Below are 20,323 nucleotides of genomic sequence, written 5' to 3'. Positions count from 1 at the left end.
CAAGTTATTGAAAGGAAATGTTATAAAACGGAGGTATTGAGCATGTTAGATATTTTTGTTTTAGAAGAAGATTATTTTCAACAAGCTCGTCTTGAGGATGCCATCCACAAGTCTAAACAAATATATATTTTAAGAATTGGGAAGGTCAATTTATACGATAAACCCAATCAATTATTAGAGCGTATTACGGAAAGGGGCTCGCATTTACTGTTTTTTCTAGATATTGGATCTGATAGTGATATCGAAGGGGGAGTATTGGTTGCTCAACAGATTCGTGAGCGAGATCCTTATGCTAGTATTGTTTTCATCACAGCACATCCCGAACTCCTACCTTCAACCTTTCAGTATCGCTTAGCTGCACTTGATTTTATTGACAAGAATTTGCCTGATATTGAATATGAAGATAGGATTATTTCTGATATTGGATTAGTACTTTCTAAAAATGGTTTGAGCCAAATAGAGTGTGCTTTTACGGTAGATACAAAGAATGCAACTATACAAGTTCCTTTTCATAAGATTCTTTATTTTGAAACATCTCCAACAGTTCATAAGGTGATTCTTCATACAACGGAAGAGCAGATTGAGTTCTATGGTCAATTGTCAAAAATTGTGAAACAAGACTGCAGACTATATAAATGCCATAAATCATTTGTTGTAAATCCCGAAAACATTGTGAGATTGGACAAAGAGTTAGGTGTAATTTATTTTGAAAATGGAGAGTCATGCTTGGTTTCGAAAGCTAAACAAAAAGAGATTGTTGCTAAGATGCTTGTTCCAAAACCCATGGCAGTTTGATATATATATATAGTATTTTTATTTTAAATGTTATTTTCTGATTATGACGAAAAAACGACCGTTTATGACTTCAATGAAAAATTTAGCTGTTTTTGTATTATAATATCCGAGTAAATTATCAGTAAAGGACATCACTCATGAAAAATACAAGTAAACTTATTGGTTTAGTATTAGCCCTTATCGTAGTTATCCTCGCTATCTTTTTGGTGTCTAAATTTAACAGCCATGAATCAGCTCGTGTTAGCACAAGTAGCAGTCCAGTCAAAACGGTTAAGAAGTCATCTTCAAGCTCAAGTAAGGCTGTTAAGAAGGATAAGAAATCAGTTCAATCATCATCTTCAGCAGTCACAAATGAAGAAAATGACAATCAGGCCTCAGCAGTAGCACCTAAAGTTTCCTCTCAAGAACAAGCTCAAGCAGGCACTACAGATGGTGGACAAGTGGCTGAATCTGCAGCTGGAACAGATAAGGCTAAATCTGAGAAGAACACAAATAATAGTCAATCATCGCTTGACTTTGGTGCCCTTGACAATGGTGATATTAGCTCTCTTGTGGGAACTTGGACTAATGCGAATGGTGAATCAGTTACAATTAATGCTGATGGTACAATTATTAAAAACTCAACAGGTTATACTGCTCAATTGAAGCCTCAAAGAGTTTCAGATAATATTTTCTATGCAGGAGTTTTCTCAGATACAAGCTCAGCTGCATTGAGAGCGATTTCTGGAGGTAGTAACGGCTCTGATTACCTTGTTATTGGTCAGGACCAAACTGCTGAAGGTGTCCCTTATTATCGTAACTAGTACGAAAAAGATTGCTATTTATGAACTGCACCCCAAAAGTTAGACAGATAAAATCTAACTTTGTGGGGTGTTTTTTTGGTTGATTGGAGCAAAAAAATGTTACAAACTATTGTTTTTTTTTGTAATAAAAATGTAAAATAAGTAAAGAGAACAATAAATCTCATTTTGAATAAATAAGAGAGGTTCATTTATTAAAGAAATGCTCTAACTTAGAATTTCTCTTAAGATTATGCTAAAGGAAGTTATGCCATGCTTAACATCTATGTTTTAGAAGATCATTTTATCCAACAAAATCGTATTGAAGAGGTTATTCATACGATTCTTAAGAAAAATAATATTAAAGTGGGGGACTTTGAGGTTTTTGACAAACCCAATCAACTGTTAGAGTCTATTACCGAGCGAGGGTCTCATCAGCTCTTTTTCTTGGACATTCAAATTAAAGACGATACTAAAAAAGGTTTGGAAGTGGCTAAGCAGATTCGCAAGAATGATCCCTATGCCAGTATTGTTTTCTTCACGACTCATTCAGAGTATCTTCCCTTAACTTTTCAATACCAACTGGTAGCTCTAGACTTTATTGATAAGTCTTTGGAGGGTGAGGACTTTCAAAAGCGTGTGGAAAGTATTATCTTATTAACCTGCAAAAAGATACAGAGTCAGAATCCAGAAGACGCTTTTCGGATTGAGAATGCTAAGACCGTTATTCAGGTTCCCTTTCATGATATCTTGTACTTTGAGACCTCGGATATCGTTCATAAGGTTATCCTTTATACTAAAGAGGAGCAGATTGAGTTTTATGGCAGTCTCTCACAAATTGAAAAGAGTGACCCTAGACTGTTTAAATGCCACAAATCTTTCCTTATCAACCCAGAAAATGTCATCAAATTAGATAAAAGTACGGGGACAGTCTATTTTGAAAATGGTGGCGTTTGCTATGTTTCAAAGTTGAAACTAAAGAAATTGCTTGAGAGAATCAGCCTATGACAGCAATCAATTTTTTGTTGGATAATCTAGACTTTTTAGCGGAGATTATCCTCTTTATTGTCATTTATCAATACATTACCTCCGAGAAGATAAAGCTAAGATGGTATATCATCATCCCCTTGATTATCCGATTTTTGTTTGTGCTTTCTCCAGCCCTATCCTATGTTTTAGGGCATGCCTTCTTGGTTGTTTATTCCCTCTACAGAAATCGTTATGGCAATAGGTTATTAGATATTTTCTATGGCTTGTTTCCAATCGTCATAGAGAGTCTTGTTCACAATCTTATTATTTATGGGATTGCCTTAGTCATCAATCGACATTATTTGATTGTACTTAACCATTTTCATTTAAACCTTGTCATTGAGTTGCTAGTCTTTCCTGTGTTTTGGTTAATCATTAAGACCTTAAAAGTAGATTTCAAAGCACTGAACTATGGTTTTAGAAAGTCATTTTCAAAGTACTTTTTATTGCTTATAGATATATCAATGTTATCTTATGCTCCCCTTCTCCAATATATCACCTTTTTTGTGCAACAGAGCCCTGGAGGAAGAGATTGGCATGTTTATCTCGTGGTGACCTATGCTTTACTCTTTCTTGCGACACTTGTTTACATTAATGCGACTTTCAGTGAAAGACTAAAAGAAGAAGTCCTACTCCAAAAAGATAGGCAAATTAGTGATTTGGCTCATTATAGTCAACAAATCGAGCAACTCTATACGGATATTCGTCGCTTCAGGCATGATTACCTAAATGTTTTGTCTAGTATCAAATATGGCATTGACTCCAAGGATATAGCTATGATTTCCGATATCTACGATAATATCCTTGAAAAAACAAAGACTCGGATTGAGGGAAAACAGTACGAAATTGCCAACTTGATTAATATTAAAGATGAAGCTGTTAAAGGTGTCCTGACTAGTAAAATCTTGGAAGCACAGGGACAGTCTATTACCGTTCACCTTGAGGTCAGCGACGTCTTTGAAGTATCGAGGATGGAATTGTTGGATTTCATAACGGTGCTGTCCATCTTCTTGGATAATGCTATTGAGGCTAGTTTGGATAGCAGTACTAAAGAAGTAAACATTGCTCTTATCAGTGGAGAGACAAAGGTAGTAATAGTGGAAAATACCATTGCTCCAGAATCTATCAATACAGTCGGTATCTTTAAACTTGGTCGCTCAAGTAAAGGAGAGGGACGTGGTATAGGTCTGTCCACTGTTCGAGAGATTTTAGGGAAGTATCCTAATTGTTCTTTGTCAACACAATCTAAAGACTATCGTTTTAAACAGACACTAAAAATAGAAGATGTGGTTTGATTATGACGAAAAAACCACCGTTTATGACTTCAATGAAAAATTTAGCTGTCTATATATTATAATAACCTAGTAAATTATCAGAAAAGGAACATCACTCATGAAAAATACAAGCAAACTTATTGGTATCGTGGCAGCTCTTATCGTAGTTATTCTTGCCATCTTCCTGGTGACTAAGTTTAACAGCCATGAATCAGCTCGTGTTAGCACAAGTAGCAGTCCAGTCAAAACGGTTAAGAAGTCATCTTCAAGCTCAAGTAAATCTACTAAGAACGATAAGAAAAATTCAAACCCGCATGTAAAAAATGAAGACACAAAAGATGAAACAGTTGAGGTTAGTGAGTCTTCTGTTGCCAAAGATTCTGCAACTAAAGACACTGATGAAACGGTCTTATCTTCAGGAGAAGTTTCTGAGCCTACAAAAGAAAAAACAGGAGAAGAAACACAATCATCATCATCGTTTAATGGGAAGCAACTAAGTTCAGGTGATTATAGTTCAATCGCTGGTACTTGGACAAACTCTCGAGGAGAATTTGTTACAATTTCACCAGATGGCACAGTACAAAATGGGAGTGGTTATACTTATCATCTCTATTCTGGACATTTAAATAATGGAAATTTTTCAGGAACAATTGCTTCTGATATTGATAGCGCAGCTTTTTGGGCTATTCCTGGAACTGGTAATGGCGATTCAGACCATCTTGTTATTGGTCAAAGTGATGATGCAGAAAATTATCCATTTTATCGCAATTAACATGAAAAAAGATTGCTATTTTAATAGTGATCTTTTATATTTCTCTTAACTTTTTTCTAACAAAATTACGAATAAATTAGTATGGCTTGCTTCGACTTTCGATTATGACAAAAATTGGACAGTTTATGATTTAGGTGTGAACAAGTCAAATAAATTTGGTATACTAATGGACAAGTGAGAAATATTCAGTAATATTCTGTAAAATACTTGTAATGTTTGTCACCGAGTGTTACAATCAAACAGTAACATCAATTCGATAGAGAGAATAATTGATATGAAACGAGAAAAATTTTTACACGAACAACAACGTTTTTCCATTCGTAAATATTCATTTGGGGCAGCATCAGTCCTTTTAGGAGCAAGTTTGGTCTTTGCAGGTCAAGCTTTGGCTGATGAGCATCATGAAGTTTCAACACCTTCAGATGCCACTTTGCGTGCTACCTCAGATAGTGATGCTGTGACAGCAGCTGATATTTTCAATGGTGTAGCGACCGATGGGGTAGCATCAAGCGAGAAAGCTAGCCAAGTCTCAACAACTAGCCAAACCGCTAGTGAAACTGCTACTAGCGAGGCTAGAAGTGAAGTGAGTGCTAGTACCTCACAAGCAGCTGATAAAATTTCTGAATCAACAGCTGCCAGCTCAGAAGTGACAAGGAACACAAATGCTTCATCTGAAACAGCCACTAACCTTGAGGTATCTGCCTTAACGAGAGCAGCTGTCAATACTAGTTTGGTGAGCCAACCAGCTACAACTACAGACAGCGACCTTCCAAGTCAAGGGACTCATGTCTACAAGGAACGTACAGAGATTAAGAATCAACCCAAGGTGTCTGCCAAGGCTGAATTTTATGTAAATCCAGGAGACAGCGTCCTTTACGATCAAGTCGTGACGGCTGACGGCTACCAATGGATTAGCTACAAATCATACTCTGGCGTGCGTCGTTATGCGCCAGTGAAACCAGTGGCAGCTGGTAGTGGTAACGGTAATAGTGGTAATGGGGATGGTAAGCCTTCTAATGGCACTCAAGCCACAACAGGTGCTTTGAACATCCCAGCGACAGGAACTTTCTACTTTACACGTGACACAGATATTAAGAAAGAACCAAAAGCAGACCTCAAACCTACTTTTGTTTTCAGTAAGGGTGACCATGTTATCTATGACAAAGTTTTGACTGCGGATAATCACCAATGGATTTCTTACCTTGGGTATGACTATGTTCGCTATTATGCCGATATTGCGACTTTGACACCTGCTAAAGCTGAAACACCAACTGTTAAACCAACAGAGACTAATCAAGCAAAACCAGAAACTACTGGTGCTGAAAAACTTCCAGCAAGTGGTACTTATAATGTGACACGTAGCTTGAATGTTAAAAACGAACCTAAGGCCTCTGCAGAAACGCTTTATACCTTGGAAAAAGGCTACAAAGTGAACTATGACAAGGTCTTGACTGCGGATAACCACCAATGGATTTCTTACATTAGCTACAGTGGTACACGTCGTTATGTGGATATTGCGACCTTGAAAACTACTGAGTCTAAACCACAAGAAAACCGTGTTTCTGGTAACCTTACCATCAACAACCAAACCTCTAATGGCTTTGATGTTGTCGTTACCAATGTTTCAGGTGGTGGCAAGGCAGTCCAAGAAGTTCGTGTTCCAATTTGGTCAAATAAAGATGGTCAAGACGACCTCACTTGGTATCATGCTGACAAACAATCGGACGGTAGCTACAAGGTTCATGTAGATACAGCCAGCCATAAGGGCGATGCTGGTACCTATTCTGTGCATCTTTACTATATGTTGAATGGTAAGAGAACCTATATCACAGAAACCAAAGCCACAGTCCCTGAATCTCAAGTAACAGGGAAATTGACTATCGACAACCAAACGTCTAATGGCTTTGATGTTGTCGTAACTAATGTTTCAGGTGGTGGCAAAGAAGTTAACGAAGTCCGTGTTCCAATCTGGTCAGATAAGAATGGTCAAGATGATCTTACTTGGTATCATGCCGATAAACAATCAGATGGAAGCTACAAGGTTCATGTAGATAAAGCCAGCCATAAGGGTGATGCTGGTACCTATTCTGTGCATCTTTACTATATGTTAGATGGTAAACGAACTTATATTACCGAAACTACAGCCACAGTTCCTGAATCTCAAGTGACAGGGAAATTGACCATCAGCAACCAAACGTCTAATGGCTTTGATGTTGTCGTAACTAATGTTTCAGGCGGTGGCAAAGAAGTTAAAGAAGTGCGTGTTCCAATTTGGTCAGATAAGAATGGTCAAGATGACCTTACTTGGTATCATGCCGACAAACAATCAGACGGTAGCTACAAGGTTCATGTAGACACAGCTAGCCATAAGGGTGATGCGGGTACTTATTCTGTGCATCTTTACTACATGTTGGATGGTAAACGAACTTATATTACCGAAACTACAGCCACAGTTCCTGAATCTCAAGTAACAGGAAAATTGACGATTACCAACCAAACGTCTAACGGCTTTGATGTTGTCGTTACCAATGTTTCAGGTGGTGGCAAAGAAGTTAAAGAAGTCCGTGTTCCAATCTGGTCAGATAAGAATGGCCAAGATGACCTCACTTGGTATCATGCCGACAAACAATCAGACGGTAGCTATAAGGTTCATGTAGATAAAGCCAGCCATAAGGGTGATGCGGGTACTTATTCTGTGCATCTTTACTATATGTTGGATGGTAAGAGAACCTATATCACAGAAACTACAGCTACAGTCCCTCAAATCACTGAAACTCAAGTGACAGGGAAATTGACCAATAACGGTTCTTACTATAGTGTTCGTGGTAAATATGATGATATTATCATTGTCAATAAGAAGCATGGTCTTTCTAAGGACTATAATCCAGGTGAAAATCCTACAGCTAAGGCAGCCTTTGTTCGCCTTCGTGATGATATGATTAACCAAGGTTTGAATGTCGGACGTTCATACAGTGGTTTCCGTTCTTATGACTATCAAAAGACTCTTTACGACAATTATGTTAGCCGTGATGGTCAGGCAGCTGCAGATCGTTACTCAGCTCGTCCTGGATATAGCGAACACCAAACTGGTTTGGTCTTTGATTTGACTGATAAATCAGGTAACTTGCTTGAGGATGCACGAGCTAGTCAATGGCTTAAAGACAATGCACATAACTATGGCTTTATCGTGCGTTTCCAAGCAGGTAAAGAAGCTTCAACCGGCTACATGCCAGAAGCATGGCATATCCGCTATGTGGGTAAAGAAGCTAAAGACATCCACGATTCAGGATTGAGCTTGGAAGAGTACTTTGGTATCGAAGGTGGCGATTATGCTACTAGCAGCAAACCTGCTGAAAGCAAACCAGCCACTACAGGTGCCATCAACCTTCCAGCGACAGGAACTTATACCTTCACAGGTCGTGCGTCAATCAAGGCAGAAGCTAAGGTTTCAAGCCCAGAGTTGGCCTACTATGACAAGGGCATGAGTGTTAACTATGACAAAGTTTTGACAGCCGATGGTCATCAATGGCTTTCATACATGACATCAAGCGGTGCCCGTCGTTACGTTGATATTGCAACAGTTAAAGCTACAGAAACTAAACCAGAAGTTAAACCGGTTGCTAAACCAGCGGACCAACCAAGTCTTCCAGAATCAGGCACTTATACCTTCACAGGTCGTGCGTCAATTAAGGCAGAAGCTAAGGTTTCAAGCCCAGAATTAGCCTACTATGACAAGGGTATGAGCGTTAACTACGATAAGGTTCTCACAGCCGATGGCCGTCAATGGCTTTCATACATGACAACAAGTGGTGCTCGTCGTTACGTTGACATTGCAGCAGCCAGGGCAGAGTCTAAGCCGGCAAGTCAACCAGAAGTTAAACCAGCGGATAAACCAAGTCTGCCAGAATCAGGCACTTATACCTTCACAGGTCGTGCGTCAATTAAGGCAGAAGCTAAGGTTTCAAGCCCAGAGTTGGCCTACTATGATAAGGGTATGAGCGTTAACTACGACAAGTTTTTGACAGCTGATGGTCGTCAATGGCTTTCATACATGACAGTAAGTGGTGCTCGTCGTTATGTTGATATTGCAGCAGCCAAGGCAGAAGCTAAACCAGAAACAAAACCCGTTGCTAAGCCAGCCGATAAACCAAGTCTCCCAGAGTCAGGTCGTTATACCTTCACAGGTCGTGCGTCAATCAAGGCAGAAGCTAAGGTTTCAAGCCCAGAGTTGGCCTACTATGACAAGGGCATGAGTGTTAACTACGATAAGGTTTTGACAGCGGACGGTCACACATGGCTTTCATACATGACAGTGAGCGGTGCTCGTCGTTACGTTGATATTGCTTAGTGTAATAATGATTAGGTTGGACATTATGTCCAGCCTTTTTTGATAGCCTTTCTTTATCATGAGATTGAATTTTTCAATTTTTGTGACGTCTTTTGGAGTGCTATAATGGTTAATATAGAATCGAGGTTATTATGAAAATTGCGTTGGTACAGATGGATGTCGTTCACGGGCAGCCTGTGGAAAATAAAAAACACGTCATAGAGATGTTGGAGAGGGCGCTTGATGACAATCATGATGTTATTGTGCTTCCTGAAATGTGGAATACAGGCTATGCTTTAAATGAACTTGATGGGCTTGCGGATAAGGATGGATTGGACTCTCAAGAACTCTTGTCTCATTTTGCTAGGAAACATGCTGTAGCTATTATTGGAGGGTCCGTTGCTATTGAGAAAGATGGCAAATTTTACAACACGACCTATGTCTACAATAAGTCTGGGGACTTAATCAATACCTATAGCAAGGTCCATCTCTTTGGCCTTATGGCAGAGGATCAGTACATGTCTGCTGGGTCGAATGAGTCTGTTTTTGAGCTTGATGGTGTGATAGCTGCCAGTGTCATTTGTTATGATATCCGTTTTCCTGAATGGGTGCGAACACAGATGGCACAAGGGGCAAAGGTACTTTTTGTGGTAGCGCAGTGGCCGGAACCTCGAGTGCAGCAATGGGAGATTTTGTTAAAGGCGCGTGCGGTTGAAAATCAAGCTTTTGTAGTTGCTGTCAATCGTGTTGGAGCAGGACCCAACGATATCTTTTCAGGACATTCTATGGTTATAGATCCACTTGGAAATGTGGTCTTACAAACCAAGGAGCATGAAGAGGGCATTTTTACGGCTGATATTAATCTTGAAGAGGTAGATAAGGTTCGAGGTCAGATTCCTGTTTTTGAGGATCGTCGCACGGACTTGTATCATTAAGGAGCGTTTATGTTATTTGAAGAATCTGACTTATTGAAGGCATTGCCAGAACAGTTTTTTGCAGGTTTGGTTGCTAAGGTTAATGCCAAGGTGGCGGAAGGAGCAGATGTTATCAATCTTGGTCAGGGTAATCCAGACCAACCAACCTATGACCATATTGTTGAGGCGCTTTGTACCTCAGCGAAAAATCCTGCTAGCCATAAGTATTCACAGTTTCGAGGCAATCGTCCTTTTAAAGAAGCTGCTGCTAGTTTTTACAAGAAACATTATGGGGTAGATTTGGATGCGGAGCGTGAGATTTGTGTCATGGGAGGTGCTAAAATTGGGCTTGTGGAATTACCCCTAGCTTTGATGAATCCAGGTGACCTCCTGCTCCTACCTGACCCAGGATATCCTGATTATTTATCAGGAGTGAGTTAGGACGTGTAGCCTATGAGACCTTTCCTTTGACGGCTGAAAATGATTTCTTGCCAGATTTGGATGCCATTCCTGAAGAGACAGCTCGGCGTGCTAAGTTTATCTATATCAATTATCCAAATAATCCTACGGGTGCTGTGGCGACTAAGGCCTTTTATGAAAAGTTGGTTGTCTGGGCTAAGACTTACGAAGTTGGCGTGGTGAGTGATTTAGCTTACGGAGCTTTGGGCTATCGAGGCTATGAGAATCCTAGCTTCTTATCAACACCTGGTGCTAAAGATGTGGGCATTGAGTTCTATACTTTCTCGAAAACCTTCAATATGGCTGGTTGGCGTTTGGCCTTTGCTGCTGGGAATGACCAGATGATTGAAGCCTTAAATCTGATTCAAGACCATCTTTTTGTGGGAATCTTTCCTGCCTTGCAGGAGGCTGGGATTGCAGCCCTCTTAGATCCTAAATCTGAGGAGGCTGTTGCTCAACTGAATGCGACTTATGATAGCCGTCGAGATGCTTTTGTCCAGGCAGCTGCTAAGATTGGCTGGAAGGCCTTTCCATCCAAAGGTTCTTTCTATGCTTGGATGCCTATACCAGAGGGTTACACTAGTGAGAGTTTTGCGGATCTTTTGCTTGAGAAGGCCCATGTTGCTGTGGCACCAGGTAAAGGATTTGGTCCTGCAGGAGATGCTTATGTTCGTATTGGGCTTTTGGTAGAGCCAGAACGTCTGGTCGAAGCAGTCGATCGTATTGCCAACTTGCAATTATTTAATAACTAGATAACAATCATGAAACAAGTAGTTGGAAAAGACTGCTTGTTTTTTTCATGTTAATTTCAATTCTTCCTTGACAAATGAATAAAAATACAATAAACTAGTTACATATTTATTCAAAAGGAGTGCATAAATGGAAGTTTCAATCGTTGGTATCACTGGTTATAGTGGTTTAGAGTTAGTTAAAATTTTGAATAATCATAAAAAAGTGGAACTTGTTTCTATTCACGCAACCAAGGAAGTGGGCCGACGATTGTCTGATGTGTATCCCTATCTGACAGGTGTTTGTGACTTAGAAATTGAAGCTTACGATGCGGAAAAGATTATGCAAAAGGCGGATTTGGTTTTCTTTGCCACACCTTCAGGAGTCGCTAGCTCGCTAGCAGAGGAATTTGTTCTAGCTGATTTTCCTATTATTGATTTGTCTGGCGATCATCGCTTGCCAGCAGATGTTTATCAAGAATGGTATAAAAAATCACCTGCTAAGCAGAGTGTTTTGAATAAATTTACATATGTATTATCAGAATATGCAGATGTGAAGGATAAGAAATTTATTGCCAATCCTGGATGCTATGCAACAGCGACAGAGTTGGCCTTGCTTCCTTTGGTTGCTACTGGTCTGATTGAGACGGATAGTGTCATTGTGGATGCCAAGTCTGGTTTAACTGGTGCGGGTAAGGCTTTGAGTGAGTCTAGTCATTTTGTCAATGTTCATGATAATTACGTGACTTATAAACTCAATCATCATCAGCATATTCCTGAGATTGTTCAAACCTTGCAGTTCTTTAATCCGGAAATGCCTGAGATTCAGTTTTCAACGTCGCTTTTACCCGTTAATCGTGGAATCATGGCTACGGTTTATTGTAAGTTGAAGAAGGACGTGACTGTAGCTGATGTAGCTTCAGCATTCACAAAGGCTTATAGTGATAAACCCTTTGTACGTGTGCAAGACAGTTTGCCAGAACTACACAACGTTATTGGATCGAATTTTACAGATATTGGCTTTGCCTATAATGAGAAAACCAATGTTCTGACAGTTATTTCAGTGATTGATAATTTGATTAAGGGTGCTGCTGGTCAAGCGGTTCAAAATCTTAACCTCATGCAGGGGTGGGATGAGACGGAAGGTTTGCTTCTGACACCGTCATACTTGTAGATGTAAGCATAGAGTTAGGAGAAAAAAAATGAAAGTCATAGATGGAACAATTGCTAGTCCGCTGGGATTCTCAGCAGATGGGCTACATGCAGGATTTAAAAAGAGAAAAATGGATTTTGGTTGGATTGTCTCTGAAAAACCAGCCAGTGTGGCAGGGGTTTACACGACTAATAAGGTTATCGCAGCTCCTTTGATTGTGACCAAGACCTCAGTTAAAAAGGCTGGGAAAATGAAGGCCATCGTTGTTAACTCAGGTGTAGCCAATTCTTGTACAGGGACTCAAGGATTGGAGGATGCTTACACCATGCAGGAGTGGACCGCTGAAAAGCTAGGTGTTGAACCAGATTTGGTTGGTGTGGCTTCTACAGGGGTTATCGGTGAGTTGCTACCAATGGATACACTGAAAAATGGTCTTTCCAAGTTGGTGGTCAATGGGAATGCTGATGATTTTGCCAAGGCGATTTTGACGACGGATACAGCAACTAAGACTATTGCTGTGACGGAGACTTTTGGTCGTGATGTTGTCACTATGGCTGGTGTCGCTAAGGGTTCAGGCATGATTCACCCGAATATGGCAACCATGCTTGGGTTTATTACTTGTGATGCCAATATTTCTAGTGACACCCTTCAATTGGCCTTGAGTCAAAATGTGGAAAAAACCTTTAATCAGATTACAGTTGATGGGGATACATCAACTAATGATATGGTTCTTGTCATGTCAAATGGTTGCACGCTCAATGAAGAGATTCTGCCAGGTACACCAGAGTTCGAAAAATTTTCGAAAATGCTTAATTTCGTGATGCAAGAACTGGCTAAGAAAATTGCCAAGGACGGTGAAGGTGCCAATAAGCTCATCCAAGTTGATGTGGTTAATGCCCCTAATGCCCTTGATGCTCGTATGATGGCAAAATCTGTTGTCGGTTCAAGCCTGGTCAAAACAGCCATTTTTGGTGAAGATCCTAACTGGGGGCGTATTCTAGCTGCTGTTGGCTATGCCGGTGTGGACGTTCCTGTGGACAATGTTGATATTATGCTTGGCGGTCTGCCAGTCATGCTTGCCTCTAGTCCTGTGACCTTTGATGATGAGGAAATGAAAGACATCATGCATGAGGATGAAGTGACCATTACGGTAGATCTTCATGCTGGACATGAAAAGGGAACCGCATGGGGGTGTGATCTTTCTTACGATTACGTTAAGATTAATGCCCTCTATCACACTTAGACTATCTAAGGAAAAGGAGTTAACTGATGACTGCTGAATATATTGTAATTAAGATTGGTGGAGTAGCCAGTAAGCAGCTAACTCCCGAGATATTGGCTAAACTGTCAGAATGGCAGCAGGCTGGTCAGAAAATTGTTATCGTCCATGGGGGTGGTTTTGCTATCAACCAACTCATGGAGGAACATGACATCCCAATTCATAAGGTTAATGGTCTTCGTGTGACGGGTCAGTCAGATATGGACTTGATTAAAGAAGCCTTGGTTGACATAGTTGGGAAAAACTTAGCAGGTGAGCTGACAACTGCAGGTTTGCCAGCCTATCAGCTTGTAGATGAATTGCCAGACCTTGTTCATGCTGATTTTTTGGATCAAGAGACTTATGGCTTTGTGGGTGAGGTCAAAAACATCGCCAATCAGACCTTAGTAGCACTCCTTGCTCAAGGTAAGATCCCCTTGATTCCTAGTTTGGGTTACAGTGAGCAGGGTGATTTGCTCAATATCAATGCGGATTACCTTGCTAGAGCTGTGGCAATTAGTCTAGGTGCCAAAAAACTTATCCTTATGACAGATGTCAAGGGAGTTTTAGAAAATGGTCAGGTTTTGGAGCATCTGAATTTTGTGGACGTTCAGAAAGAAATAGAGTCATGCGTGATAACTGGGGGCATGATTCCTAAAATTCAAAGCGCTGTTCAGACAGTTCAAGCCGGTGTTGAGCAGGTCATTATTGGTGATAACCTGACAGATGGTACCATAATCAAGGAGTAAGAGATGACAAAACTATTTTCAAACTATAAGCGGGCAGCGATTGATTTTGCTTCGGCACAGGGCAATTATTTGACAGATACAACTGGCAAGACCTACTTGGATTTTTCATCAGGTATCGGGGTAACCAATCTGGGCTATCATCCCTCTGTCAATCAGGCTCTAACAGATCAGGTAGGCAAGATTTTGCACCAGCCTAATCTTTATCACAATCAGTTGCAAGAAGATGTTGCTGGACTTTTAATTGGTGACAAGGACTATCTAGCCTTTTTCTGTAATAGTGGTGCAGAGGCCAATGAAGCAGCCATAAAAATCGCTCGTAAGGCATCAGGTAAACAAGAAATCATTACCTTTCAAAATTCCTTCCATGGTCGAACGTTTGGATCCATGTCTGCCACTGGTCAGGATAAAATCAAACAAGGCTTTGGTGAAGGTGTGCCCCACTTTAGCTATGCTATTTTCAATGACATAGATAGTGTCAAGGCCCTAGCTAGTGACGAAACAGCGGCTATTATGTTGGAGTTGGTTCAAGGGGAATCAGGTGTTCAACCTGCTGATAAGGACTTTGTTAAGGCTTTGGCTGACTTTTGTAAGGAGATGGGTATTTATCTTATTGTAGATGAGGTTCAGACAGGCCTTGGTCGTACTGGTAAGCTTTATGCTTATGAGCACTACGATATTGAACCAGATATCTTTACTCTGGCAAAAGGTTTGGCAAATGGGGTGCCAGTTGGTGCCATGCTTGCTAAGTCATCTCTTGGAGAAGCCTTCTCTTACGGAAGTCACGGCTCTACCTTTGGAGGAAATAAACTGGCTATGGCGGCGGCCAAAGCTACGCTTGAAGTTATGTTGGTCCCAGGTTTTCTAGATACTGCCCTTGAAAATGGAAACCAGCTACAAGCAAAATTGCAGGCAGCTTTATCTGATAAAGAGACGGTTACCACTGTACGTGGCTTGGGCTATATGATTGGGATTGAGACTACTGGCAATTTAGGAGAATTGGTCCAGTCGGCTCGAGATAAGGGGTTAATTGTCTTAACTGCAGGGACAAGCGTGATTCGTCTTTTGCCACCAATCACCCTAAGTGATGCTGAAATTGAAAAGGGTGTGGCTATCCTATCAGAAATATTTGACTAGAACATAAAAATCACTTGATTCTTGAATCAAGTGATTTCTTTTACTCATTGTCAGTATCAATCTCGCTGAGAAGTCCTTTAGCTGTTGTTGTTGGCAGAATACGGACACGATTAAGTGAGAGAAGACCATCCTTGGCACTGGCTAGCCCTTCGTTGGTTGTTAGTCCTAACTTGTAAGTTTTCTTAGCTAGGTCAAGTGTCGTTTGATTATAGCGACCTGATGGGTAGGCAATGGTATTGACCTTGGTATTGAGTTTATTTTCAAGGAAGTCAATAGAATCCGTTAATTCAACCTTTTGTGTCGCCTTATCAGTGGTTGACAAATCGGGGTGGTTAACCGTATGAGATTGGAAACTCATACCGTGAGCCATCATTTCTTTCATCTGTTTGACGGTTAGATTTCCAGCATTCCCTTTCTTGACAAAGCCAGTGATAATATTATTGGTTGCCTTAGCCTTGTATTTTTTGAGAATAGGATAGGCAATAGTATAGAAATCTTCGTTACCATCGTCAAAGGTCAGCCAGACAACCTTCTTAGCAGGTAGGGCGTTTTCAGTGAAGGCTTTGTAGGCTTCTTCAGGCGTTAGGAAGTAGTATCCTGCCTTCGCCAAGGCCTTGATTTGTGCCTCGAAGAGGTCTGGGTCAACGATAAGGTTGGCGTTGGAGGCTTCAGATGGATCCATGACGTGTACTGCATGATACATGAGGATAGGGATTTGGACAGGATCGTCATAGGTTTTCCATTTAGCTGTCGTCTTAGACTGACTGGTCTGAGCTTGTTGTTGCTTGCTTTTCGAATGATTTGGTCGGTTAAGCATAAAGACTGCTAGTAAGCCAAGAAGGACAATATTTAGGAAAAGCAGAAGAAGGTTCAGTTTCTTTCTGTTAGCTTGAGTTGTTTTTTTCTTTTGAGAAGTCATTGTATCCCCTTTCAAATAGGTCTAGTTATTATTCTAACAAAAATGGGATGGAAATGCACAGAATTTTCAGTAAAAAGAATACTTGCCTCCTTAAATGGCAACAATATTCTGTCAATTCCGATAGAAATGTGGTACAATTAAAGAAATGTATGTTTTTAAGGAGAAATCGTAAATGTCTATTAAAATTGGATTGCTTGGCTTTGGTACAGTAGCTAGCGGTATTCCTTTCCTCTTGAAGGAAAATGGTGAAAAGGTTCTTGCGGCCTCACGTGACCAACTCGAAATTGCCAAAGTTTTGGTTAAAGATGACGAGGAAAAAAATCGTCTTATCGCTTCCGGAAACGACTACAATTTTGTCACAAATGTTGACGAAATCCTTAATGATGAAGAGATTCAAATCGTGGTTGAATTGATGGGTCGTATCGAGCCAGCTCGTACCTTCATCACAAAAGCACTTGAAGCAGGTAAAAACGTTGTTTCTGCTAACAAAGACTTGATTGCTACTCATGGAAAAGAGTTGATTTCTCTTGCCCAAGATAAGGGAGTGGCTTTCTACTATGAAGCTGCTGTTGCTGGTGGTATTCCAATTTTGCGTACTTTGGCTAACTCTTTGACGTCTGATAAGGTGACACGTATCCTTGGTGTGCTTAACGGAACATCTAACTTCATGATGACTAAGATGGTTGACGAAGGTTGGTCATATGAGGACGCTCTTAAGACTGCTCAAGAACTTGGTTATGCCGAAAGTGATCCAACTAACGACGTTGAAGGTATTGATGCTGCTTATAAAGCTGTTATCCTTAGCCAATTTGGATTTGGTGCCACAATTGATTTCGACGATGTGACTCACAAGGGGATTACAAACATCTCTACTGATGATGTAGCTGTTGCTCAAGAATTAGGTTATGTCATCAAATTGGTTGGTGATGTGCGTGAAGTAGAATCAGGTATCTCAGCAGAAGTGTCCCCAACATTCTTGCCAAAAAATCACCCACTTGCTAGCGTCAACGATGTCATGAATGCAGTCTTTGTTGAATCTATCGGTATTGGCGAATCAATGTACTACGGTCCAGGTGCTGGTCAAAAACCAACAGCAACATCTGTTTTGGCAGACATTATCCGTATTGCTCGTCGTCTTTCAGATGGCAATGTGGGTAAACCATTTAATGAGTTCCGTCGTGACTTGCCATTGGCTAATCCAGCAGATGTTAAGAGCAACTACTACTTTGCCCTTGATACGCCAGACGAAAAAGGTAAAATCCTTCACTTGTCTGAAATCTTCAACTCAGAAGATATTTCATTTGAACAAGTCTTGCAACAAAAAGCAAATGGTACAACAGCTCGTATCGTTGTGATTACACATGCTATGTCTAAGACACAACTCAAAGCTGTTACTGAAAAACTTGAAGCAGCAGAAGACTTCACTGTTGTCAATACATTGAAAGTTTTGTCTAACTAATTGATAAGCCCATACTGGTGCGTATAAGAAAGGTATTCAAGGAGAAAAGTCGCTGATGGCTTTCCTCCTTTTGGTGTATTATTATGAAAATTACTGTTCCAGCAACATCTGCCAATATTGGTCCAGGTTTTGATTCTGTGGGTGTTGCCGTTTCTAAATATTTGACAATCGAGGTGCTTGAACCAGCGGATGCATGGCATATCGAACATGAATTGGGAGATATTCCTTCAGATGAAAATAACCTCCTCATTTCAACTGCCTTGCAAGTTAAGTCTGATTTGCAGCCCCATAAATTGGTGATGGCATCAGATATTCCCTTGGCGCGTGGGCTAGGTTCTTCAAGTTCTGTTATTGTCGCAGGAATCGAGTTGGCCAATCAATTGGCAAACTTGCAGCTCTCAGACGATGATAAACTTGATATTGCAACCAAGATTGAAGGTCATCCGGACAATGTTGCCCCAGCTATTTTTGGGAATCTCGTTGTAGCCTCTTATGTGGATGAACATGTTAATAGCATCGTGACAGACTTTCCAGAGTGTGCCTTTGTAGCCTTCATTCCGAGCTATGAGCTTAAGACGTCTGATTCACGTGGGGTACTTCCAAGTGACCTGTCTTACAAAGAAGCTGTAGCTGCATCATCTATTGCCAACGTTGCCATTGCTGCCCTCTTTGCAGGCGATTTGGTTAAGGCGGGACATGCTATTCAAGGGGATATGTTCCACGAACGCTACCGCCAAAAATTGGTCAAGGAATTTGCGACTATTAAGGAATTGTCAGGTCAATATGGTGCTTATGCGACCTATCTCTCAGGCGCTGGCCCAACAGTTATGACCTTGACGCCAAATGATCAGGCTGAAGCTCTTAAAACGGCTATCGATGGTCTTGGTTTAGATGGTGAAACCTTCATCCTGTCTGTGGATAAAGCAGGTGTTGTCGTTGACTAGAAAAAATCAAGGGCTACTCTTTGGTCTGGCCACCTATATTCAATGGGGATTTTTATCCCTTTTTTGGAAGCTTTTAGCAGGTGTTTCGGCTTACAACACCTTCTCGTGGCGCATTGTTTTTACAGTGGTGACTATGCTGACTTACGCCCTAGTCGCTAAGCAAAGTACACGTTTCAAAAAGGAGCTTGTGGAACTTTGGCAGGATAAGAAAGCCTTGCTTCGTATGCTACTTGCTAGTTTTCTCATAGCAGCTAACTGGTTGATTTATATCTATGCTGTGGGTCATGGTCAAGCGACGCAGGCTAGCCTGGGCTATTACATTATGCCTATTGTTTCTATCCTGCTTGCCCTCATTTTTCTTCGTGAATCATTGAGTAGGACCATGTGGGCAGCAGTAGTATTGGCCTTTATAGGAGTACTGGTTCTTGTTGCCAATACAGGAAAACTTCCCATGGTTTCATTGGGGTTAGCTCTGAGCTTTGGTTTCTATGGTCTAATCAAAAAAGGGGTTAGACTCTCCAGTGACGTAGCCATGCTAGTAGAAAGCGGCTTGCTACTACCTTTTGTAGCTATCTATCTCGTTTTCTTTTCTCCAGAATCATTTTCTTCCTATTCGAGCATGGAAATGTTTCTCCTAGCCATATCCGGTGTGGTGACGGCTGTTCCATTGCTTTGCTTCTCAGAAGCAGTCAAAAGGGCACCGCTTAACCTTATTGGTTTCATCCAGTATCTTAATCCTACGATTCAACTTCTCGTAGCCATCCTCATTTTTGGTGAGACGGTCAGCTTTGGAGAGTTGAAAGGCTTCCTCTTTATCTGGATGGCCATACTAGTCTTTGTAACTGGCCAAATAGTAACATTTCGTAGAAGTTCCTGATAGCTATCGGGAACTTTTTATGATGTTGTCCTAAAAATGAGCCAAGTTTATCTGACAATTTTAGAACTTTAAGATATAATAGTAGTATTAGATTAAAATAGCGGAGAATTTTATGCGAAAAATGAAAAAGCTAGCGGGCTATCTGCTTCTGCTCGCTATCCCAGTTGCCATCGCTGCAGGCCTGTTTATCTTTAACGGTTCAGGTTATCGCTTGTCAGAACAAGATGCGGCAGACATTGCTTACAAAAATGCAGGTGTCAAAACTTCTGAGATTTCTCAATCAACAGTTTCGAAAGCACGTTCTGGGCTTCACGGAAGTTATGAGATTAGTTTCACAACGTCAGACAACCATTTTGAGTATACAATTGATGGTCAGTCAGGATCTATTTTGAAACATAAGAGTGACCATCCAACAACTAAGGATGAGGATGACGCTCAAAAAGGTGAAGAACCTAAAGACGAGACTCAACCTAGTGAAAGCAAGGAAGAGACAGCTGTATCAAAAGAGACTGCGCAAACAACAGCTCTTAACCATGCTGGCCTAGCTGAAGGTTCTGTGACAAACTTGAAAACGGAATTGAAGACTGAAGGAGATGGTAAGGTCTACAATATCAGCTTTGACTATGCTGCTAGCGGTCTACGTTATAAATACGCGGTAAATGCTGATTCGGGAGCTATCGTAGCCTATACGACTGAGTATCTCACAGGGGCTGCGACTCCTGCTCAGTAGGTCGCAGATAGAGTGAAAGCTCT

At 40.8% G+C, this 20,323-nt stretch carries 16 protein-coding genes and 1 pseudogene; 16 read left to right on the top strand and 1 reads right to left on the bottom strand.

Translation table 11 applies throughout. The annotated features are described in order from the left end of the window. Positions 1 to 42 precede the first annotated feature (42 nt). The 12 genes and pseudogenes from H7U04_RS01370 (at position 43) to H7U04_RS01315 (ending at position 15,371) form a co-directional block, all read left to right on the top strand. On the top strand, positions 43 to 795 hold the full coding sequence (locus tag H7U04_RS01370) for a response regulator transcription factor (RefSeq protein WP_037600457.1): 753 nt from the start codon (positions 43 to 45) through the stop codon (positions 793 to 795). A gap of 137 nt (positions 796 to 932) precedes the next feature. After that, the gene (locus H7U04_RS01365) at positions 933 to 1,598 is read left to right on the top strand and encodes a DUF6287 domain-containing protein (RefSeq protein ID WP_037600454.1); all 666 of its coding nucleotides are present in this window, start codon (positions 933 to 935) and stop codon (positions 1,596 to 1,598) included. A 249-nt stretch (positions 1,599 to 1,847) separates the two neighbouring features. Then, positions 1,848 to 2,582: a response regulator transcription factor gene (locus H7U04_RS01360; protein ID WP_037600451.1), complete on the top strand. Its 735-nt coding sequence runs from the start codon at positions 1,848 to 1,850 to the stop codon at positions 2,580 to 2,582. Continuing rightward, positions 2,579 to 3,898 (top strand): sensor histidine kinase, encoded by a 1,320-nt coding sequence (locus H7U04_RS01355; protein ID WP_037600449.1) that lies wholly within the window; start codon positions 2,579 to 2,581, stop codon positions 3,896 to 3,898. Before H7U04_RS01360 ends, H7U04_RS01355 begins: the two co-directional genes overlap by 4 nt. Before the next feature lie 97 nt (positions 3,899 to 3,995). Beyond that, on the top strand, positions 3,996 to 4,649 hold the full coding sequence (locus H7U04_RS01350; protein WP_037600446.1) for a DUF6287 domain-containing protein: 654 nt from the start codon (positions 3,996 to 3,998) through the stop codon (positions 4,647 to 4,649). A 274-nt stretch (positions 4,650 to 4,923) separates the two neighbouring features. Continuing rightward, on the top strand, positions 4,924 to 8,997 hold the full coding sequence (gene ldcB / locus H7U04_RS01345) for an LD-carboxypeptidase LdcB/DacB (RefSeq protein WP_110981044.1): 4,074 nt from the start codon (positions 4,924 to 4,926) through the stop codon (positions 8,995 to 8,997). Positions 8,998 to 9,128: 131 nt separating this feature from the next. Next, the gene (locus tag H7U04_RS01340) at positions 9,129 to 9,911 is read left to right on the top strand and encodes a carbon-nitrogen family hydrolase (protein WP_110981043.1); all 783 of its coding nucleotides are present in this window, start codon (positions 9,129 to 9,131) and stop codon (positions 9,909 to 9,911) included. A 9-nt stretch (positions 9,912 to 9,920) separates the two neighbouring features. Continuing rightward, positions 9,921 to 11,101, top strand: a pseudogene (locus tag H7U04_RS01335) (pyridoxal phosphate-dependent aminotransferase). Positions 11,102 to 11,228: 127 nt separating this feature from the next. After that, positions 11,229 to 12,251: an N-acetyl-gamma-glutamyl-phosphate reductase gene (gene argC, locus H7U04_RS01330; RefSeq protein WP_156685158.1), complete on the top strand. Its 1,023-nt coding sequence runs from the start codon at positions 11,229 to 11,231 to the stop codon at positions 12,249 to 12,251. Between the two features lie 28 nt (positions 12,252 to 12,279). Continuing rightward, positions 12,280 to 13,473 carry a bifunctional glutamate N-acetyltransferase/amino-acid acetyltransferase ArgJ gene (gene argJ, locus H7U04_RS01325; RefSeq protein WP_155198045.1) on the top strand — a complete coding sequence of 398 codons (1,194 nt, stop codon included), beginning with the start codon at positions 12,280 to 12,282 and terminating at the stop codon, positions 13,471 to 13,473. Between the two features lie 26 nt (positions 13,474 to 13,499). Continuing rightward, positions 13,500 to 14,237 (top strand): acetylglutamate kinase, encoded by a 738-nt coding sequence (gene argB / locus H7U04_RS01320; protein WP_201059246.1) that lies wholly within the window; start codon positions 13,500 to 13,502, stop codon positions 14,235 to 14,237. A gap of 3 nt (positions 14,238 to 14,240) precedes the next feature. Next, a complete protein-coding gene (locus tag H7U04_RS01315) occupies positions 14,241 to 15,371 on the top strand; it encodes an acetylornithine transaminase (RefSeq protein WP_107372619.1) in 1,131 nt (376 codons plus the stop codon). A 40-nt stretch (positions 15,372 to 15,411) separates the two neighbouring features. On the opposite strand, the gene H7U04_RS01310 is transcribed toward H7U04_RS01315, so the two are convergent. Next, a complete protein-coding gene (locus tag H7U04_RS01310) occupies positions 15,412 to 16,290 on the bottom strand; it encodes a polysaccharide deacetylase family protein (protein ID WP_201042637.1) in 879 nt (292 codons plus the stop codon). 172 nt (positions 16,291 to 16,462) lie between these two features. Between H7U04_RS01310 and H7U04_RS01305 the strand changes: the two genes are divergently transcribed. The 4 genes from H7U04_RS01305 (at position 16,463) to H7U04_RS01290 (ending at position 20,300) form a co-directional block, all read left to right on the top strand. Next, positions 16,463 to 17,749 carry a homoserine dehydrogenase gene (locus H7U04_RS01305; RefSeq protein ID WP_201042639.1) on the top strand — a complete coding sequence of 429 codons (1,287 nt, stop codon included), beginning with the start codon at positions 16,463 to 16,465 and terminating at the stop codon, positions 17,747 to 17,749. 83 nt (positions 17,750 to 17,832) lie between these two features. Continuing rightward, positions 17,833 to 18,693, top strand: a complete 861-nt coding sequence (thrB, locus tag H7U04_RS01300; protein WP_201042641.1) for a homoserine kinase — start codon at positions 17,833 to 17,835, stop codon at positions 18,691 to 18,693. Continuing rightward, complete coding sequence (rarD, locus tag H7U04_RS01295) at positions 18,686 to 19,570, top strand: EamA family transporter RarD (protein WP_201042643.1); 885 nt, start codon at positions 18,686 to 18,688, stop codon at positions 19,568 to 19,570. Before thrB ends, rarD begins: the two co-directional genes overlap by 8 nt. Positions 19,571 to 19,682: 112 nt before the next feature. Further along, positions 19,683 to 20,300 carry a PepSY domain-containing protein gene (locus tag H7U04_RS01290; protein ID WP_070576484.1) on the top strand — a complete coding sequence of 206 codons (618 nt, stop codon included), beginning with the start codon at positions 19,683 to 19,685 and terminating at the stop codon, positions 20,298 to 20,300. The last annotated feature ends 23 nt before the right edge of the window (positions 20,301 to 20,323 follow it).

It is taken from the genome of Streptococcus sp. 22.1 (assembly GCF_016648645.1).
In the GTDB taxonomy this organism is placed as follows: domain Bacteria; phylum Bacillota; class Bacilli; order Lactobacillales; family Streptococcaceae; genus Streptococcus.
Note: the sequence above shows the minus strand (reverse complement) of the source record. Positions and strands in the feature narration are given on the sequence as shown.

Excerpts from the sequence above, each read along its gene's own strand:
- H7U04_RS01370 (WP_037600457.1), top strand. The coding sequence starts at position 43 with ATGTTAGATATTTTTGTTTTAGAAGAAGATTATTTTCAACAAGCTCGT.
- H7U04_RS01365 (WP_037600454.1), top strand. The coding sequence starts at position 933 with ATGAAAAATACAAGTAAACTTATTGGTTTAGTATTAGCCCTTATCGTA.
- H7U04_RS01360 (WP_037600451.1), top strand. The coding sequence starts at position 1,848 with ATGCTTAACATCTATGTTTTAGAAGATCATTTTATCCAACAAAATCGT.
- H7U04_RS01355 (WP_037600449.1), top strand. The coding sequence starts at position 2,579 with ATGACAGCAATCAATTTTTTGTTGGATAATCTAGACTTTTTAGCGGAG.
- H7U04_RS01350 (WP_037600446.1), top strand. The coding sequence starts at position 3,996 with ATGAAAAATACAAGCAAACTTATTGGTATCGTGGCAGCTCTTATCGTA.
- ldcB (WP_110981044.1), top strand. The coding sequence starts at position 4,924 with ATGAAACGAGAAAAATTTTTACACGAACAACAACGTTTTTCCATTCGT.
- H7U04_RS01340 (WP_110981043.1), top strand. The coding sequence starts at position 9,129 with ATGAAAATTGCGTTGGTACAGATGGATGTCGTTCACGGGCAGCCTGTG.
- argC (WP_156685158.1), top strand. The coding sequence starts at position 11,229 with ATGGAAGTTTCAATCGTTGGTATCACTGGTTATAGTGGTTTAGAGTTA.
- argJ (WP_155198045.1), top strand. The coding sequence starts at position 12,280 with ATGAAAGTCATAGATGGAACAATTGCTAGTCCGCTGGGATTCTCAGCA.
- argB (WP_201059246.1), top strand. The coding sequence starts at position 13,500 with ATGACTGCTGAATATATTGTAATTAAGATTGGTGGAGTAGCCAGTAAG.
- H7U04_RS01315 (WP_107372619.1), top strand. The coding sequence starts at position 14,241 with ATGACAAAACTATTTTCAAACTATAAGCGGGCAGCGATTGATTTTGCT.
- H7U04_RS01310 (WP_201042637.1), bottom strand. The coding sequence starts at position 16,290 with ATGACTTCTCAAAAGAAAAAAACAACTCAAGCTAACAGAAAGAAACTG.
- H7U04_RS01305 (WP_201042639.1), top strand. The coding sequence starts at position 16,463 with ATGTCTATTAAAATTGGATTGCTTGGCTTTGGTACAGTAGCTAGCGGT.
- thrB (WP_201042641.1), top strand. The coding sequence starts at position 17,833 with ATGAAAATTACTGTTCCAGCAACATCTGCCAATATTGGTCCAGGTTTT.
- H7U04_RS01290 (WP_070576484.1), top strand. The coding sequence starts at position 19,683 with ATGCGAAAAATGAAAAAGCTAGCGGGCTATCTGCTTCTGCTCGCTATC.